The sequence below is a fragment of the Tunturiibacter gelidiferens genome (assembly GCF_051013345.1).
In the GTDB taxonomy this organism is placed as follows: Bacteria; Acidobacteriota; Terriglobia; order Terriglobales; family Acidobacteriaceae; genus Edaphobacter; species Edaphobacter gelidiferens_A.
This window is the reverse complement of the sequence record NZ_CP132939.1, coordinates 3217696-3235577: the sequence shown is the minus strand read 5'-3', so window position 1 is coordinate 3235577 and position 17882 is coordinate 3217696. Positions and strand designations below refer to the sequence as shown.

Here is a 17882-nt window from a genome sequence, read left to right as displayed (position 1 = left end):
CAGCTCGCACCGTGGGTGGCGCTTCATCCCGGTCTGCGGGCGCCGGGAGGCTGGGATGGCTTCGAACTGGCTGTGCGCGCCATCCTCGGCCAGCAGATTAGCGTCACTGCGGCACGCAGGCTTGCAGGACAACTCGTCGCGCTCCACGGCAAACCGTTACCGAAAAATCCCGGCGGCTCTCCAGGTCTGACCCACACCTTCCCCACGGCGAAGCGTCTCGCCACAGCCAGGTCACTAGGTCTGGGCATGCCGGCTGCACGCCTAGCATCGTTGAAGGCACTGGCGCAGGCTGCAACCGATGACCCCAACCTGTTCCGTCACTCTGGAACCATTGAAGAAGCCATCGCCCGGCTGCGCACTATTCCCGGCATTGGCGAGTGGACGGCGCAATACATCGCACTGCGCGCAATTCGCGAGATGGACGCCTTCCCCGCATCGGATATCGGCTTACTTCGAGGAGCAGCAAAGGTCGATGGCGCGCCGACAAATCCAAAGACTCTTCTTCATCGCGCCGAATCATGGAGACCATGGCGCGCCTATGCGGCTCAGCACCTGTGGGCCGCGAATACAAACGAAAACCCACACACCGAGGGAGCCCATGCCTGAACCTCTAAAACTACTAACGGATAAATTCGACACGCCCATCGGCGAGATGATCATCGTCGCCGATCGTGACGGTAATCTGCGCGCCGTCGACTGGACAGATCATACCGACCGCCTGCAGAATCTTCTCCGGCGTCACTATGGCCGCAACGGCTTCACGCTTGAGCCCGCAAACAATCCTTCCGGCCTGACCGACACGATGAAGCGGTACTTTGCAGGAGAGCTCACATCGATAGACGCGCTCCCAGTCCAGACAGCCGGCACCCCATTTCAACGCGAGGTCTGGCGTGCTCTGCGAGAGATTCCACACGGCACAACCCTCTCTTATGGAAAACTCGCCGAACGAATCGGCAGGCCGAACGCCGTCAGGGCTGTCGGGCTCGCCAACGGCTCCAACCCCATCGGAGTAGTGGTCCCCTGTCACCGCGTCATCGGATCCAACGGCTCCCTCACAGGCTACGGCGGCGGCATCGAGCGAAAACGCTGGCTCCTCAACCACGAAGACAAGGCGCATCAGAACAAGGAGCAAGCTGCCAGTCTTCCCCCTCAACTCACTTGAGAATACAATCGCAACAGCAAAATAATTTCAGGGGCATATCTATCGATTGCCCCGATCTCTTCGTCCAACCTCACAACGATGAAAAAAACTGTGCACCTCTTCGCGACGCTGCTCTGCCTCCTGACGCTTCTCGTCAGCGCAGCCACATGCGTGAAAGCCGCACAGCCGAAGCAATCCGCCTGCGATCATTGCCCCGGGCAATCGCCTCCCGGTCAGCACCTTCCCTCCTGTTGCAGCGCTCAGCAGCAGCAGCCGGCAGTTATCTCCACACAGATTGAGCCGCAGATTCAACTCCGCGCAGTCGCGATCTTCGCATCTACCGACCAGATCTCGCTCCCGCTGAACACGCCCGTCCTACGATGGGCCGCTCCGCCCCCGTTCCCTCCTCCCACGCCACTGCGTATCTGATTTTCCTCTTGAGCCTTCGCCGCGTTACAGCGCCTTCAACGCTGTCCCAAAAAACGCACGCCTCAAGACAAGGAATCTCCATGCGCTCCATCCTCGCAGCGGCCCTGCTTTCATTGGCCTTTTTCACTCCATTGCTGGCACTGTCTCAAACCAATCAAAGCTCCATGCCGAACATGCCTGGAATGCAAATGGGCTCCACTCAAGCATCCATGCCCGACACGAAGATGCAGATGGACATGAACATGATGAAGCCGCCATCAAACCTCATCGATGTCATCCTCAATCACACCACCTCCGGCACCAGCGCCGAGCCCGCCTCCACTCCCGTCTCCATGATCATGCGCAGCTATCGCGGCTGGATGCTCATGCTCCACGGCACCGCCTCCATCTCCGACACGCAACAGCACGCCTCCAACCCAACCGGTCCATCCCCCGACACCTGCGAGCAGTTCAACCTCCCTTGCGCAACACAGGTCACCCGCGGCGGCGACAAGCTCTTCTCCACCAACTGGATGATGCCCATGGCCATGCGCCAACTCGGCGGGCACGGCCAGTACGGCCAGCTCACCCTCCGCACCATGTTCTCCCTCGAACCCGCCACCATCTCCAACCGCCAATACCCCGAGCTCTTCCAGCAAGGCGAAACCGCCTTCGGCAAACCCATCATCGACGGCCAGCACCCACACGACTTCTTCATGGAGGTCGCCGCCCTCTACGACCTCCGCCTCGGCAAACAAACACTCCTCAGCTTCTACGCCGCTCCAGTAGGTGACCCCGCCATCGGCCCCACCGCCTACCCGCACCGCCTCTCAGCTTCCGAAGATCCCATCGCCGCCCTAGGCCACCACCAGGAAGACTCCACCCACATCGCCTTCAACGTCTTTACCGGCGGCATTACCTGGCGCTGGCTCCGCTTCGAAGAATCAGGCTTCCACGGCGCCGAGCCCACCGAGCAGCGCTGGGGCTTCCAACCCTCCCCCAACGGCCACGCCGTCGACAGCTACTCCTCCCGCGTCACCTTCGCTCCCACAAAAATCTCAACGCGCAATACTCCATAGCCCACATCGTCAGCCCCGAGGCCCTCTATCCCGGCGAAGACCAGCAGCGCCAAACCGCCTCCATCATGTACAACCGCCCCTTCGGCCACACCACCCCCGACGGCAGCTCCGCCAACAACTGGTCGAACACCCTCCTCTGGGGCCGCACAAAATCCCTATCCGACAACAGCAAAGAAAACTCCTACCTCCTCGAATCGCTCCTGAAGTTCCGAACCCGCAACTACGTCTGGACACGCATCGAAAACGCAGGCCGCTCCAACGAGCTCCTCATCCCACCCGGCTCCGCGCTCCCTCCCAACTTCACCGAATCCCCCATCGGCCACGTCGCCGCCTACTCCTTCGGCTACGACCGCGACTACCGCGTAGCCCCGCACCTTCTCGCCGCCCCCGGAGCCCAGTTCACCACCTACACCACGCCCACGGCCCTCATCTCCATCTACGGAGCCCACCCCTTCGGAGCCGTAGCCTTCGTCCGCTTCCGAATCACGCAATAAAACACTTGTCCTACTCAGAGCAGCGAAGACCTCTTTGAGAGCAGCGAAGACCGCCGCATCGCTTTTGCTGTCGTCTGTTCTTTTGTTTGTCATCCCGGAGGGATCTGCGGTGGCTGTTTTCCTGCCCAACCATCGGCCCCAACAAGGTATATCAATACAAGAATGAATCTCTTCGTCGCCACCACCAACCCCGGCAAGCTTCGAGACTTCTCCGCCACAGCCTCTCCGCAAATCACACTCACTCCCCTGCCCAGCCTCAACCAAATCCCCGCGCCCGCCGAAGACGAACCCACCTTCGAAGGCAACGCCCGCCTCAAAGCCATCTTCTACTCCCGTCACGCTCCCGGCGAAATCGTCATCGCCGACGACTCCGGCCTCGAAGTAGACGCTCTCCACGGAGCACCCGGCGTCCGTTCTGCCCGCTACGCCGACGACCACCACTTCAACGATCCAGCGAACGCTACAACAGACGAGCGCAACAACCTCTACCTCCTCTCCAACCTCACCGGCATCCCTCTCACCGAGCGCAGCGCCCGCTACCACTGCGTCCTCGCCGCCGCGCGCAACGGCCACATCCTCGCCATAGGCCACGGAGCCGTCGAAGGCGAGATCCTCCCCGCCCCACGCGGCACCGAAGGCTTCGGCTACGACCCCCTCTTCTACCTCCCCGCTCAAAACAAAACCATGGCCGAGCTCGACCTAACCACCAAGCTCACCTTCAGCCATCGCGGCCGAGCCTTCGCCGCCATCCTCGATGCCTTATCCGCGGAACTCTAAAAAACCTATCTACAACCTCGTCATCTCGTCTTTCCATTTGCTCTTTCTCTTCCCCACTCCAAAACTCGTCATCTCGACCGAAGCGGTTCACAGCTTCATCGTGAACTACGCAGCGGAGAGACCCCCGTATTTCGTCTTTAGTTTCGGTCGTCCACCTGATCCAAAAATCCCGAAGGTGTTAGCCAGCCTCTAACCACCCCAAATTCAATCTCGATCAACTTAATCGCACAAACATAACGATAACCGCACAAATCTATCTACTTTCCTTGACGCTGCCAATCCCCGAGCGGAATAATCGCGGTGCTGCACTTTTCCACTTCTCACCAAGTGCATCCATCACGATTCCAAGGAGTCCCCATGGCCACCGCCGCCCCGCCAGCACCTCCTGCCACCCCGACCCTCAAAGGTGTGCAGCCACTCCGCGCCGGCCAGGGCAACTCCTTCCTCTGGCACAAGCTTCACTCCCTCACCGGCATCGTCCCCATCGGCGCCTTCCTCGTCGAGCACATCATCTCCAACTTCGAGACCCTCAACGGCCCCCTCGCCTACGCCCAGCAGGTCAAGTTCCTCAACTCCCTCCCGCTCGTCCGCGTCCTCGAGTGGGCCTTCATCTTCATCCCTCTCGCCTTCCACGCCCTCTACGGACTCTTCATCGCCTTCCGCGGCCGCGTCAGCGTCAACGTCTACCCCTGGGCCAGCAACTGGATGTACGTCTCCCAGCGCATCACCGGCATCATCGCCTTCCTGTACATCGTCCAGCACGTCTGGCGACAGCGCTTCAGCGGCATCTCCCTCCCGGAGAACCCCGGCGCAGCATTCCATAAAGTACAGGTTGAACTTTCAAACCCCTGGATGCTCGCCATCTACGTCATCGCGATGATCGCCACCACCTGGCACTTCGCCTATGGCATCTGGCTCTTCGCCGCCAAGTGGGGCATCACCCCCGGCGAAAAGGCCCGCAAAAAATTCGGCTACGTCTGCACTGCCTTCGGCCTCGCCCTCTGCATCATGGGCCTAGCCAGCATCTACGCCGTCGTCTGGAAGTACCCCAACGCCCCAGTCAACGTAATGCCCGCCCAACCCGCCGGCATCGACTTACCCGCACCTACCATCCCACCCCCAAACTCAACCAACCCCCAGCAGCCGGGAGACGTTCGCTAAGAGATGACTAAACTCTCTCAAGTCTGGGCTAATGGTGTCGCTGACTTTGAGCAGTTGCGTCTTGGCGTATCCGTCGTCAGCTTTTGCGGCGACGCCAACAAAGGGCGCAGCTGATCTCATCCCAGATCGTTTCTCTCTACAGATAAAGCGCGTTCATCCCGCAATAAACAACCCAGATTTCGACGCTCTGGAGGTTACTGTAACTAACCTCACAGACGAAGGGTTGTTTCTTTCACCCTTCCGCAGCCGAGAGTGCGATGACCGAATAGTTATTGAACAAGGATCGAATCATATCCGCCAACGCTTGCAACTAGAGAACGCTTCTTGCCCATTGGGACGTGACGGCGCAGGCTGGTATATCCCCGCTCACGCTAGCACAAGCGATTTGTCGCCGTTGTCTATTTTGTACAAATTGAGCAAGGGAACTTACAAGGCATACGTTCTCATGAGAGACCCTCGCACTCAACAATCGGTTCAGTCGAACACGCTGTCATTTGACCATTCAGACACTCAGGCAGCCAACGCGAAATAAGGAAGACACTCATGGCAGCAACACCAAGAATCATCGTAGTAGGCGGCGGACTAGCCGGACTAGCCGCCGTCATCAAGATCGCCGAAGCCGGCGGCAAGGTCGACCTCTTCTCCATCGTCCCCGTCAAGCGCTCTCACTCCGTCTGCGCCCAGGGAGGCATCAACGCCGCCAAGAACCTCAAAGGCGAAGGCGACGACGTCTTCAAGCACTTCGACGACACCATCTACGGCGGCGACTTCCTAGCCAACCAGACCCCCGTCAAAAACATGACCGCACAGGGCCCCGCCATAATCGACCTCCTCGACCGCATGGGCGTCCCCTTCAACCGCACCCCCGAAGGTCTCCTCGACTTCCGCCGCTTCGGTGGCACCCTCTACCACCGCACCGCCTTCGCCGGAGCCACCACCGGCCAGCAGTTGCTTTATGCACTCGATGAACAAGTAAGAAGATTCGAAGCCGAAGGCAAAGTCACCAAGTACGAAGGCTGGGAGTTCCTCTCCGCCGTCCTCGACTCTAAGGGCGCCTGCCGCGGAATCACCGCCATGGATCTCCGCACCATGGACACCCGCACCTTCCCCGCCGACGCCATCATCGTCTGCACCGGAGGCAACGGAGCCATCTTCGGAAAGTCCACCAATTCAGTAGTTTGCACCGGATCAGCTCAATCAGCACTTTATCAACAGGGGCCTTCTACGCCAACGGCGAGTTCATCCAGGTCCACCCCACCGCCATCCCCGGCGAAGACAAGCTCCGCCTCATGTCCGAGTCCGCCCGTGGCGAAGGCGGCCGCGTCTGGGTCCCCAAAGACAAGAACGACAAACGCGTAGCCAAATCCATCCCCGAAGGCGAACGCTGGTACTTCCTCGAAGAGTGGTACCCCAAGTACGGCAACCTCGTCCCCCGCGACGTCGCCACCCGAGCCATCTTCAAAGTCGTCTACGAGCACGGCATGGGCATCGACGGCCAGCCCATGGTCTATCTCGACCTCACCCACATCGACAAGGAAACCCTCAACCGCAAGCTGGAAGGCATCCTCGAGATCTACGAAAAGTTCGTCGGCGACGACCCCCGCGAAGTCCCCATGAAGATCTTCCCCGGCATGCACTACACCATGGGCGGCCTCTGGGTCGACTTCAACCAGCAGACCAACATCCCCGGCGTCTTCGCCGCAGGCGAGGCCGACTACTCCATCCACGGAGCCAACCGCCTCGGCGCCAACTCCCTCCTCTCCTGCATCTACGGAGGCTTCGTAGCCGGCCCACAAGCCCTCGCCTACGCCAAAGCCCTACCCGCGCAAGAGGGCGACGGTGGCCACGCCGCCGAACTCGCCCGCCAGAAGGAGTTCAACAGCCTCCTCCTCAACAACCCCGGCACCGAAAACCCCTTCAAGCTCTGGCGCGAACTCGGCGACACCATGACCAAGCACGCCACCATCATCCGTTACAACGCCGGCCTCGACGAAGCCGACGCCAAGCTCGTCGAACTCCTCGACCGCTACCGCAACGTCAACCTCTCCGACAAGAGCCAGTGGGCCAACACCAGCTTCGCCTTCACCCGCCAGCTCTGGAACATGCTCCAGCTAGGCCGCGTCATCGTCCAGGGCGCCCGCCTCCGCGACGAGTCCCGCGGAGCCCACTACAAACCCGACTTCCCCGACCGCAACGACGAAAAGTTCCTCAAAACCACCAAAGCCAGCTACAAAAACGACGCCCCCGCCTTCGAACTCGAAGAAGTAGACATCAGCCACATCAAACCCCGCCCCCGCCGCTACGACGCCACCGCCTAGAGCCTATGAAGAAGCCGATCAAAGTCGCATTGTTGGCCACGGGATTGGTCGTTTTACTAATCGTGTTGATACCGCAGGGATATGTCTGGTTCGACGATTATTCGGTCAGACACCAAGGAGAAGCATTAGCGAAGAAGATTGATGCGTTTGAATTAAAAGAGGGACACGTTCCACAAACCTTGCAGGAGATTGGCGAAAAGTATCCCTATAACGCCGGCAGACTGAGCTACTACGCTAGTGATACACATCACTACGCAATTAGTTATATGAATTGGGCCAGTGCGACCTTCGTATTCAATTCAACCGACCGCAAGTGGGAATTCAGGCGTTCGTAGGCAAATAAGATGCAAAGAACGAGTTGCCTCAAAACCCGGTTAAGCAGTCTAATGCGGCATGGAACCGATCACTCTCGTCTACATCGCCCTTGCCCTCGTATACGCAGCGGTCATGACGTATATGTATCTCTACACCACCCACCTCCACCCCAACGAGCGGACCATGGCCCTCAAGGGCCGTCCTCCAATCAGCAAAGAAGAAGGCATAGCAGTCGCAACCCTGGAAAAAGAACGCCTGCACAAAACCGGCAGCTTCTAGCTCCATCCTTAGCGACTGCGATCCTCGGCAACAACCGCCTCCAGCTCACCCCCACGCCGAAGGCACAGGATATCTGCAGGCCCTAAGGAGCATCGAATGGCACCCAGCACCATCAAAGTCGAGATCAAGCGCCAGCCCACCCCGGACGCCCCCTCCATCACCGAGAAGTTCGAGATTCCCTACCGTCCCGGTATGAACATCACCTCGCTCCTCGGCGAAATTGCGCTCAATCCCGTCGACGTCTCCGGCCGCGCCACCACCCCAATCACCTACGACTCCAACTGCCTCGAAGAGATCTGCGGCTCCTGCGCCATGCTGATCAACGGCAAAGCCCGCATGGCCTGCTCTGCCCTCGTAGACAAACTCGAGCAGCCCATCACCCTCGCTCCCCTCAGCAAGTTCCCCGTAGTCCGCGACCTCGCCGTAGACCGCTCCGTCCTCTTTGAAAACCTCAAGAAGGTCAAAGCCTGGGTCCCCATCGACGGCACCTACGACCTCGGCACCGGCCCCAAGCAAGCCCCGCAGATCCAGGAGCAGCGCTACCCCTCTCCAACTGCATCTCCTGCACCATCTGCATGGAGGTCTGCCCCCAGTTCAACGACGTCACCAACTTCGTCGGCGCAGCCACCATAGCCCAGGCCAAGCTCTTCAACATGGACCCCTCCGGCTCTGTCCTCAAAGAAGAGCGTCTCCGCGCCTTAGCCGGAGACGGCGGCATCCAGGAGTGCGGCTTCGCACAAAACTGCGTCCAGGCCTGCCCTAAACAGCTCCCCCTCACCGAAGCCATCTCCGACATGGGCCGCGACGTCTTCATCCAGCAAGTAAAAGATCTCTTCGCCCGCTAACGAAATCCCTCTCGTGAGGCCGTCATCCTGAGCGAAGTGGCTCACGGCATTTTGTGAGCCACGCAGCCGAAGGATCCCTGTATTTCTTCCAGCATCAGCGATTGCTTATCTTTCACCTCAACTGTAAAACCGTAAGCATCCAGCATGTTGATCAAACTGAGCTGCGCTTCCTTCCTCTTCGCCGCACTCTCCTACGCAGCCTTCATCTTCACCGACGGCAGAGGAGCGTGGCCCAGCACACCAAAGTACATAGTTGTCCTGGGCATGTACGGCTTCACCGCACTCGGCATCGCTCTCCTAATCACCGCGTGCATCGGAAAGCTCGTAACCTCATCGCGTTCGACCAGATAATCGAGCGCCTCGACTGGGAAATGTAAAATTTCGCCCCGCCCCTTGAAAACGCTAGTCACCCTCACGCAACTAAGCGTCAAACCAATAAGCTCACATCAGGAGAAAAATGATCCAACTAGCAGACGCCCGTCGCATCATCGCCGCAGCCGAAAAGAAAGCCGCCGAAATCGGTCAGCCCATGAACATCGCCGTAGCCGACGCCGGCGGCAACCTCATCGCCCACGTCCGCATGGACAACGCCTGGCTCGGTTCCATCGACATCTCCATCAAAAAGCCTGGACCTCCCGCGCCTTCGACATCGCCACCAAAGACCTCGCCGAGCACTCGCAATCCGGCAATCAGTTCTTCGGCATCCACGCCTCCAACGACGGCAAGGTCATGATCTTCGCCGGCGGCATCCTCTCAAGAAAGAAGGAAAAGTAGTAGGTGCGATCGGAGTCAGTGGAGGCTCCGGTGTCCAGGACCACACCGTAGCCGAAGCCGGCGCAGCCGCTCTCTAAATAAACGCCCAAATAAAAACGGAGATGCCCCGCCGGCCCGCGGGGCATCTCCGTCTCGTTACTGCTCAGCGAAGAAATTATTTCGAAAAGATAGAGTTCGCCGGAGTCGTCTCTTCATTCGAGTGAATCCGGTTCTGAGCGCGTTTGGCACTCTCCATGCCAGCATGATCCATCTTCTGCTGATCGGTCTTGCCGACCTCTGTCGCGGTGCTCTCATCTTCAATCGCTTCGTGGGAAGGACGTGCTCCGGTCTTCGAAGAATTCATACCCTGTGCCATACATCACCTCTCCCTGGACAGATGGCATCGCACTGACTGTAGGTTGCTCCGACTCCCAAGCATTAGGAACATCGAATAAACATAAAAATCTTTGGAAAAACCTGGCTCATTCTTCGTCGCTCAAAAATGTGATGCAACAACACCACGTTAGCCGCACAATTGACCACGACCACACCACAAAATCACCACACCAAATCGCCCACTTTTCTCGAACTACCCGCCAAAATCATGCTTTTTCCACCCGCAAAAAATAACGAAAAATGACCACGGATTCGAACCTGATCCAAAATCTCCACTTGTTACAATCGGCTATCCCATCAGTGGAAAGAGTGGCGACCCAACATGCACAAACGCGGCATCCTCGCCTCTGCGCTGCTCCTGCTCACCTTGCAAGCCCACACCCAAACAAAATTAATGACCGATCCCGCCGCCGTTCATCAATCCGCCATCGTCATCGACACTCACGCCGACACTCCCCAACGCTTCGTCGACGAACAATGGGACTTCACCGATCCTCTCAACGGCGGCATGCTCAACTACTCAAGCGCCAAACAAGGCAACCTCGACGCGCAGTTCTTTTCCATCTGGGTCGACCCCAACCAATACCCCGCCAACGCCAGCGCCCATCGCACTCTCTCGCTCATCGACGGCACCCTCGAGCAAGTCCGCAGACACCCCGACAAACTGGCACTCTGCGTCTCCGCCGATGACATCATCACCACACACGCACAAGGAAAATTCGCTGTCCTCATGGGCATCGAAGGCGGCCACTCCATCGAGAACGACCTCGGCCTCCTCCGCGACTACTACCGCCTGGGCGTTCGTTACATGACCCTCACCTGGTCCAACACCAACAACTGGGCTGACTCCTCCGGCGACATCGACGACGAAAAAGTTCACCACCACAATGGCCTCACCCCTTCGGCAAACAAGTCGTCGCCGAAATGAACCGCCTCGGCATGATGGTCGACATCTCCCACGTCTCCGACAAAACCTTCTGGGACGTCATCGCCACTACCCGCACGCCAATCATCGCGTCCCACTCCTCCGCCCGCGCCCTTACTCACGCCGCGCGCAACATGACCGACGAGATGCTCCTCGCCATGAAGAAGAACAACGGCGTCGTCATGGTCAACTTCTTCCCCGCCTTCATCGACGAAGACTGGCGCAAAGCCTGGGCCGCGCAGGAGCCCGAGCGCAGGAAGGCCCAGGAAGCCCTCGCCGTCCAATACAAAGCCAAGGGTCTCCCCGTCCCCTACACCGCCTCCGACAAGGTCGACCGCGAGTTCGCCGCCCGAATCGGACGGGCACCGTTCGATTCCCTGATAGCCCACTTCGACCACGTCATCAAGATCGCAGGCATCGACCACGTGGGCATCGGCACCGACTTCGACGGCATCCCCGTCCCTCCCGCCGGCATCGACTCCGCAGCCGATCTCCCCAAGATCACCGCCGCCCTCATGGCTCGCGGCTACACTGCCGACGACATGCACAAACTACTCGGAGGCAACCTGCTCCGCGTCTTCCGCGAAGTGCAAGCCGCCTCCGATCACAACCCGTAGTCACTTCGACGCAGAGTAAAACTAAACCTTCTCCGCGATTAAACTAATCTTGTGAATCTTCGGAGCTTCCGAAAACAAGGTCTCCGCATTCGCCATCAGCGCCTTCGCGATCTCCCCGTTTAAGTGCGCATCGCGTCCCGCTTCATCGTTGAAGGTGTCGAACACACCAAAAACCCACCCTTATCTTCCTTAAATCCATACCAGTGCACGGTCCCGGCCTCCGCCTTCGCCATCTCCGCACCTTTTTCAGGAAAGCCTCAACATCCGCTTCTTTTCCCGGTTTCGCCTTAAGCTCTGCATACAACGCAAACTTCGCCATCTCAAAATCCTCCTGTCAGTGAGATGCCGAAACTCAAACTCCGTTACAAGCTTTTGCATCTGAGCCGCAAGAGGTACCACATGCGCCGAAACAAACCATCCGTCCTAAGAGGAATCGTCACAGGACTGGCCGCGGGTATCACCGCGACACTCATCATGGATCAGTTTCAAAAGCTCGTTGCAGCCGGCCAAAAAGCTGCTGAGAAAGAGATCAAACTGACCCGGGGAGAGCCAGAAGACAAGATTGTCCATGATCAGCAGCAACAGGAACGCCAGGCTGCTCAACAAGAGGGCTCAACCGAAATCGTTGCTCGTAAGATCGCGGAAGTTTCGGGAACCCAACTCGACGACCAGGCAAAGAAGACTGCCGGCCAGGCCGTTCACTACACCTTTGGCACTCTGATGGGCGTCGTCTACAGCGTCTCAGCGGAACTCCTCCCCGAAGTCACTACCGGCGCGGGAACAGGCTTCGGTACCCTTCTCTTCCTCGCCGCAGACGAAGTCGCCGTACCCGCCTTCCAGCTCTCGCCATCCTCAGCAGACACTTCAGCAACCGACCATCTCCAGCACTGGGCCGCACACGTCGTCTACGGTGGTTGCCTGGAACTTGTGCGCAGCCTCATTCGACGCATTCTGTAAACATTGCCCACATTGCCCCAGCCGCTAGTCTGCGTTAGCCTGTTTGTTGGAGCTACAAACCGCATGATGCTTCGTACTCTCGCTCTCTCCCTGGCACTCGCCGTCTCCGTCCAGGCACAGTCGACCCCAGCACAGTCGACACCACCACCTCCCGCCGATGCTCTCCCCGACGCCCCAAGCACCACCAGCAACGTCAAGGCCACCGTCGTCCCCACCGGCCCCACCGCGGTCATCGACACCACCATGGGCCGCCTCACCTGCAAGCTCTACGACAAGCAGGCCCCCATCACCGTCGCCAACTTCATCGGCCTCGCCGAAGGCACCAAGGACTGGACCGACCCGAAGACCCTTCAGAAGATGCACCATCAGCCCTTCTACAACGGCACCGCCTTCCACCGAGTCATCCCCAACTTCATGATCCAGGGTGGCGACCGCGTAGGCGACGGCACCGGCGACCCAGGCTACTTCTTCCAGGACGAGATCGACCGGACCTCACCTTCGACCAGCCCGGCCTCCTCGCCATGGCCAACGCCGGACCCGGCCCATCAGGCGGAGGCACCAACGGCTCACAATTCTTCATCACCGAAACCGAGGTCCCTCAGCTCAACGGCAAGCACACCATCTTCGGCCAGTGCGACGCCCACACCGCCCTGCTCGTAGCCTCCATCGCGCGCGTCGATCGAAACTCCAGCGACAAGCCGCTTACCCCGGTCGTCATCGATCGCGTCACCATCGTCCGCGAGGGTCAGCCCATGCCTCCGCTACCCGTCGCTCCGGCGGCTCCTGCGACACCTGCAGCAACGACAGCAGCGCCACCCAAATAATCTTCCGGCCTCCGCGATCTCAACGGGAACGCCTTTCTGCTAACAAAGCAATCAACCTGAAACTGTCACTGCAAGGAGATTTCGAATATGCCAACCAAACCAGGCACCTATGCAACATTCAAGACCAGCGAAGGAACTGTCGTCTGCGAGCTCTTCGAGAAGGATGCACCCGACACCGTAGCCAACTTCATCGGCCTCGCCGAAGGCACCAAGGAGTGGAACAGCCGCAGCAAGAAGGGCGCAAAGCTATACGACGGCACCATCTTCCACCGCGTCATTCCTCAGTTCATGATCCAGGGCGGCGACCCCGAAGGCACCGGCATGGGCGGCCCCGGCTACAAGTTCGCCGACGAGACCAAGGGCTCAAAGCATGGCTTCCAGGAAAAAGGAAAGCTAGCCATGGCCAACGCCGGCCCGAACACCAACGGCAGCCAGTTCTTCATCACCGTAGCCGACACCAGCTGGCTCACCGGCAAACACACCATCTTCGGTGAGGTCGTCGAAGGCTACGACATCGTCGAAAAAATCTCCAAGGTCAGCAAAGACGGCATGGACCGCCCCAAAACCCCAGTCGTCCTCGAATCCGTAACCATCGAACGAGTAGCGTAAACTCACACGCGCAACAAACAAAAGGCCCACTCAATCGAGTGGGCCTTTTTGTTGCGAATTTCCGTGGTAAGTTTTCAGGCAGGAGCACGAATGAAGTTTGCGGGTTACGTTCTCTTTCTGGCTTCCGCCGTCTCCGACGCAGCGATCTGGCTGTCGATCTGGCAGCTTGTCGATGAAAGCAGGCAGGCCAATCCCGATAAAAACTTTAGCCGCTTTTGGTGGCTTCCAGCTTGGCAGGTTCACAAAAATTGTTATCCTGCCAGCGACGTGAAACGGAAAATTGTACTGCGATTCATAGCGACATTTGCGTTATTAGGCGCCGCAACGGCCTGCTTTGGATATTCCATGTTTCACACTTAGGGAAATAGAAAAGCCCACATCAGAGTGGGCCTTTCTATGACTAAGTTGTAAGCAAGATGGAGTATTTCTAAGCCACGCCAATCACCGTGCAAAGCTCCTTCACCGAATCCGCACTCTTCTGCAGCGCGGCCTGCTCCTCCGGCGTCAGCTTGATCTCAATAATCTGCTCGATCCCCTTCGACCCCAGTTTGCAAGGCACACCCACATACAGCCCGGAGATCCCATACTCTCCCTGCAGATAAGCCGCACAAGGCAGAATCTTCTTCTTGTCCTTTAGAATCGCCTCGACCATCTCCACCGCCGCAGCGCTCGGAGCATAGTAAGCCGATCCCGTCTTCAAATGCTTCACGATCTCCGCGCCGCCATTGGCCGTACGCGTCTCCAACTCCTTCAGCCGATCAGGCGCAATCAACTCCGTAATCGGAATCCCCGCCATCGTTGAGTAGCGCGACAACGGCACCATCGTGTCGCCATGCCCACCCAGCACAAACGCCGTAACGTTCTCCACCGACACCTTCAACTCCTCCGCAATAAACGTCCGGAACCGCGCCGAGTCCAGCACTCCCGCCATTCCAATCACGCGCTCGCGCGGAAAGCCCGCATGCTTGAACGCAGTCTGCGCCATAGCATCCAGCGGATTCGACACCACGATGATGATCGTATTCGGTGACGCCTTCACCACCTCGCCCACAACCTTCGACATGATCCCATGATTCGTCGTCAGCAAGTCATCACGGCTCATCCCTGGCTTACGCGCAATCCCCGCCGTAATCACCACCACATCGGAGTTCGCCGTATCCGCATAATCATTGGTCCCGATAATGCTGCAATCGCGCTTCTCAATCGGCATCGCCTGCAACAGATCGAGCGCCTTCCCTTGCGGCACCCCTCCACCACATCGAGCAACACAACATCCGCAAGCTCCTTCGCCGCAATCCAATGCGCAGCCGTCGCTCCCACGTTCCCCGAACCAACGATCGTTACCTTCTTCCGCATCATCTCTCCTTATCGCGTCGCCTACCGCCATCACTCTCTATTTTAGAGTCGAGCCGCGGGCTGCGCGTTCAATATCGCCCAAACCGAACGAATACCGCACAGTACTCGAAACGAAGAAAATGGGGACAGCCTCAAAACAGCAAGCCATCCCCACTCTCCACTACATATTCTCGATCATGCGTGTCGCAAACTCACTCGTCTTTGCCTTCGTCGCACCTTGCATTCCGCGCTCAAAGTCATACGTCACAAACTTCTGCGCAATTGTCTTCTCCATCGAAGACTCAATCAATCGCGCAGCCTCCGTCCATCCTAGAAAATCAAACAGCATCACGCCCGAAAGAATCACCGACCCAGGGTTGATCACATCTTTGTCCGCATACTTCGGAGCCGTGCCATGGGTCGCCTCGAACACGGCATACCCATCGCCGATATTCCCACCGGGTGCAATTCCCAATCCGCCGACCTGAGCCGCAGCAGCATCCGAAATATAATCGCCATTCAGATTCGTCGTCGCCAGCACGCTATAGTCCTCAGGACGCAAAATAATCTGCTGAAAGATCGAGTCCGCAATCCGATCGTTGATCAGGATCTTCGTCTTCCACTTGCCGGCACCGTGCGACTCACCAATTGAAGCCAGGACCGACTTCACCTCAGCGATCACCTCTTCACCAAACTCCTTCGCCGCAAACTCGATGCCCGGCTCAATCAGCGCAGCATTCTCCTCCGGCGTCAGCTTCGGATTCGCCTCGACGTTACCCAGAATCCAACTCTCGCGCTCGGTCACCGTCTGCTCACGAAACTCCTGTGAAGCGACCTCATACCCCCACTCGCGAAACGCACCTTCGGTGAACTTCTGAATATTCCCCTTGTGCACCAGCGTCACCGTCTTGCGTTTGTTGTCCAGCGCGTACTGAATCGCCGCCCGCACCAAACGCTTCGACCCCGTAATCGAGATCGGCTTCACCCCCACACCCGAATCCAGCCGAATCTTCTTCTTGGTCCCCTTCAGCATGTCGTCGTTCACAAATGCGATGAACTTGTCAGCCTCAGGCGTACCCTGCCGAAACTCGATCCCCGCATAAATATCCTCCGTATTCTCCCGGAAGATCACCACATTAAGTTTCTCCGGGTGTTTCACTGGACTAGGCACACCCGCGTAGTACTTCACCGGCCGCACGCACTGGTAAAGATCCATCAACTGCCGCAGCGCCACATTCAGGCTGCGAATCCCGCCACCCACCGGTGTCGTCAGCGGCCCCTTAATCGACACGCGAAAGTCCACCGTAGCCTTCACCGTGTCATCAGGCAACCAGTTCTTCGTCTGGCGATAGGCCTTCTCCCCTGCCAGCACCTCATACCACGCCACTGACCGCTTCCCACCATAAGCCTTCGCCACGGCAGCATCGAACACTCGCTGCGACGCCTTCCAGATATCCCGCCCCGTCCCATCCCCTTCGATGAACGGAATAATCGGATGGTCGGGAATCGTAAACTTCCCGTTGTTGTACTCGATCGCCTGCCCATTCGCCGGCACTGGAATCCCGTTGTAGCTCGTTTGCATCGTCATCGTCTCCGAAGAAGAAATCGAAGACCGAGGCTAACATTCACGCAATACGAGTGGCAACCGATATGCGGCATACGTGTGCGTTTATCGAACGAGGTAGTAATCCACCGTCGAAACCACCCGTACTTTCTTCATGATGCTCGCGTCCGAGTTGGGCATGCCTGTGCCGCCTTCATCCTGTGCGACAACCCCACTCTCAACTCCATCCGCCGCCGAGATCGAAAGCACTCCCTGATTCGCAGAACGAATCGACCCCACCTGACTTCCCGAGTCCGCCGCAAACCGATCCGCCGAAGCCCTTGCATTCCGCGTCGCCTCTGTAATCATGTCCGGCTTCAGCGCATTCAGCCCCGTAAACTCATACCGAATCCCACCCTGCCCATTCCCTCCACCGACCACAATCCCCGCCTGCACCAGCTCCGCCGTCTTCTGCCCCGCCTTTGCAATCCTATCCACGTCCTTCGACTGTACCGTCACCGTCTGCTCCACGATGTATCGTGGCCCGGTATTGTTCCCGCCGTATTCATTAGCCAGCTTGTCCGTTACCTTGATCTGCCCCACCGAGATCTCGTTCGGTTGAACTCCCTGCGTCGCAAAAAACTTCAACACCGAGTTCTTATCCGTCTCACTCTTCGCAAACACCTGCGGCAGATCGTTCCCCGCCTCCTTGAAACTCACCGGCCAGATCGCCGTATCAGACTTCACCGTCCGCTCCACCAGACCCTTCACCGTCACATACCGGTCTGCCAGCTTGAGGTCTTTGATCTGCGACCCCAGCACCCATCCACCCACCACCAGTCCCAGCAGCAAACAAACTCCAACCACCGCCGCAGGAGCAAACAAGGAAGACCGTTCCATGTCCAAAGAGAAAACCCTCCACCGAACAACAGCAGCAGAATGCAGCAACACGATCCCCGTGTCAACGACAAGCCCAGGCATCTCTTGATCGAATCAACTCTGACGATCCAGCCCAGGGACGAGGAGAGCGGTACCGCCGCAGTTCCCTCCTGGACCAGAACGAGGCCTGTAGAAATATGGCCTTCCGTAACATCGGTCAACGGGCC

At 58.4% G+C, this 17882-nt stretch carries 17 protein-coding genes and 6 pseudogenes; 19 read left to right on the top strand and 4 right to left on the bottom strand.

Annotated features, from left to right (window positions below):
- Positions 1-15: 15 nt before the first annotated feature.
- The 13 genes and pseudogenes from RBB80_RS16050 (at position 16) to RBB80_RS15990 (ending at position 9668) form a co-directional block, all read left to right on the top strand.
- Entirely contained in the window at positions 16-606 is a 591-nt protein-coding gene (locus RBB80_RS16050) for a DNA-3-methyladenine glycosylase family protein (RefSeq protein WP_433969710.1), read from the top strand.
- A complete protein-coding gene (gene ogt, locus RBB80_RS16045; RefSeq protein WP_433969333.1) occupies positions 599-1162 on the top strand; it encodes a methylated-DNA--[protein]-cysteine S-methyltransferase in 564 nt (187 codons plus the stop codon). The genes RBB80_RS16050 and ogt overlap by 8 nt, the downstream gene beginning before the upstream one ends.
- 78 nt (positions 1163-1240) lie before the next feature.
- Positions 1241-1570, top strand: a complete 330-nt coding sequence (locus RBB80_RS16040) for a hypothetical protein (protein ID WP_433969332.1) — start codon at positions 1241-1243, stop codon at positions 1568-1570.
- An 80-nt stretch (positions 1571-1650) separates the two neighbouring features.
- Complete coding sequence (locus tag RBB80_RS16035; protein ID WP_433969331.1) at positions 1651-2628, top strand: hypothetical protein; 978 nt, start codon at positions 1651-1653, stop codon at positions 2626-2628.
- Between the two features lie 65 nt (positions 2629-2693).
- Complete coding sequence (locus RBB80_RS16030) at positions 2694-3122, top strand: hypothetical protein (protein WP_433969330.1); 429 nt, start codon at positions 2694-2696, stop codon at positions 3120-3122.
- Between the two features lie 162 nt (positions 3123-3284).
- Positions 3285-3899, top strand: coding sequence for a non-canonical purine NTP pyrophosphatase (locus RBB80_RS16025; protein ID WP_433969328.1), 615 nt, complete (start codon positions 3285-3287; stop codon positions 3897-3899).
- Between the two features lie 357 nt (positions 3900-4256).
- Entirely contained in the window at positions 4257-5060 is an 804-nt protein-coding gene (locus RBB80_RS16020; RefSeq protein ID WP_433969327.1) for a succinate dehydrogenase, read from the top strand.
- A 543-nt stretch (positions 5061-5603) separates the two neighbouring features.
- Positions 5604-7378: pseudogene (sdhA, locus tag RBB80_RS16015) on the top strand (succinate dehydrogenase flavoprotein subunit).
- Positions 7379-7383: 5 nt separating this feature from the next.
- Positions 7384-7713 carry a hypothetical protein gene (locus RBB80_RS16010; protein ID WP_433969326.1) on the top strand — a complete coding sequence of 110 codons (330 nt, stop codon included), beginning with the start codon at positions 7384-7386 and terminating at the stop codon, positions 7711-7713.
- A 58-nt stretch (positions 7714-7771) separates the two neighbouring features.
- Complete coding sequence (locus RBB80_RS16005; RefSeq protein ID WP_433969324.1) at positions 7772-7972, top strand: hypothetical protein; 201 nt, start codon at positions 7772-7774, stop codon at positions 7970-7972.
- Positions 7973-8068: 96 nt separating this feature from the next.
- A pseudogene (gene sdhB, locus RBB80_RS16000) lies at positions 8069-8817 on the top strand (succinate dehydrogenase iron-sulfur subunit).
- 144 nt (positions 8818-8961) lie between these two features.
- Complete coding sequence (locus RBB80_RS15995) at positions 8962-9168, top strand: hypothetical protein (RefSeq protein WP_433969322.1); 207 nt, start codon at positions 8962-8964, stop codon at positions 9166-9168.
- A gap of 106 nt (positions 9169-9274) precedes the next feature.
- Positions 9275-9668, top strand: a pseudogene (locus RBB80_RS15990) (GlcG/HbpS family heme-binding protein).
- 77 nt (positions 9669-9745) lie between these two features.
- On the opposite strand, the gene RBB80_RS15985 reads toward RBB80_RS15990, so the two are convergent.
- Positions 9746-9946 (bottom strand): hypothetical protein, encoded by a 201-nt coding sequence (locus RBB80_RS15985; RefSeq protein ID WP_433969321.1) that lies wholly within the window; start codon positions 9944-9946, stop codon positions 9746-9748.
- A gap of 342 nt (positions 9947-10288) precedes the next feature.
- Between RBB80_RS15985 and RBB80_RS15980 the strand changes: the two are divergent.
- The 6 genes and pseudogenes from RBB80_RS15980 to RBB80_RS15955 all read left to right on the top strand — a co-directional run bounded on the left by RBB80_RS15980 (position 10289) and on the right by RBB80_RS15955 (position 14258).
- Positions 10289-11508 (top strand): annotated as a pseudogene (locus RBB80_RS15980) (dipeptidase).
- Between the two features lie 399 nt (positions 11509-11907).
- Complete coding sequence (locus tag RBB80_RS15975) at positions 11908-12465, top strand: DUF1440 domain-containing protein (protein ID WP_433969319.1); 558 nt, start codon at positions 11908-11910, stop codon at positions 12463-12465.
- 63 nt (positions 12466-12528) lie between these two features.
- A pseudogene (locus RBB80_RS15970) lies at positions 12529-12894 on the top strand (peptidylprolyl isomerase); the annotation flags it as partial.
- A gap of 92 nt (positions 12895-12986) precedes the next feature.
- Complete coding sequence (locus RBB80_RS15965) at positions 12987-13289, top strand: peptidylprolyl isomerase (RefSeq protein ID WP_433969317.1); 303 nt, start codon at positions 12987-12989, stop codon at positions 13287-13289.
- An 87-nt stretch (positions 13290-13376) separates the two neighbouring features.
- The gene (locus tag RBB80_RS15960) at positions 13377-13898 is read left to right on the top strand and encodes a peptidylprolyl isomerase (RefSeq protein ID WP_433969316.1); all 522 of its coding nucleotides are present in this window, start codon (positions 13377-13379) and stop codon (positions 13896-13898) included.
- Between the two features lie 90 nt (positions 13899-13988).
- Positions 13989-14258: a hypothetical protein gene (locus RBB80_RS15955; RefSeq protein WP_433969314.1), complete on the top strand. Its 270-nt coding sequence runs from the start codon at positions 13989-13991 to the stop codon at positions 14256-14258.
- A 67-nt stretch (positions 14259-14325) separates the two neighbouring features.
- On the opposite strand, the pseudogene mdh reads toward RBB80_RS15955, so the two are convergent.
- The 3 genes and pseudogenes from mdh to RBB80_RS15940 form a co-directional block, all read right to left on the bottom strand.
- Positions 14326-15254 (bottom strand): annotated as a pseudogene (mdh, locus tag RBB80_RS15950) (malate dehydrogenase).
- Between the two features lie 160 nt (positions 15255-15414).
- Complete coding sequence (locus RBB80_RS15945) at positions 15415-16815, bottom strand: NADP-dependent isocitrate dehydrogenase (RefSeq protein WP_433969708.1); 1401 nt, start codon at positions 16813-16815, stop codon at positions 15415-15417.
- Between the two features lie 87 nt (positions 16816-16902).
- The gene (locus tag RBB80_RS15940) at positions 16903-17676 is read right to left on the bottom strand and encodes an SIMPL domain-containing protein (RefSeq protein WP_433969313.1); all 774 of its coding nucleotides are present in this window, start codon (positions 17674-17676) and stop codon (positions 16903-16905) included.
- Positions 17677-17882 lie beyond the last annotated feature (206 nt).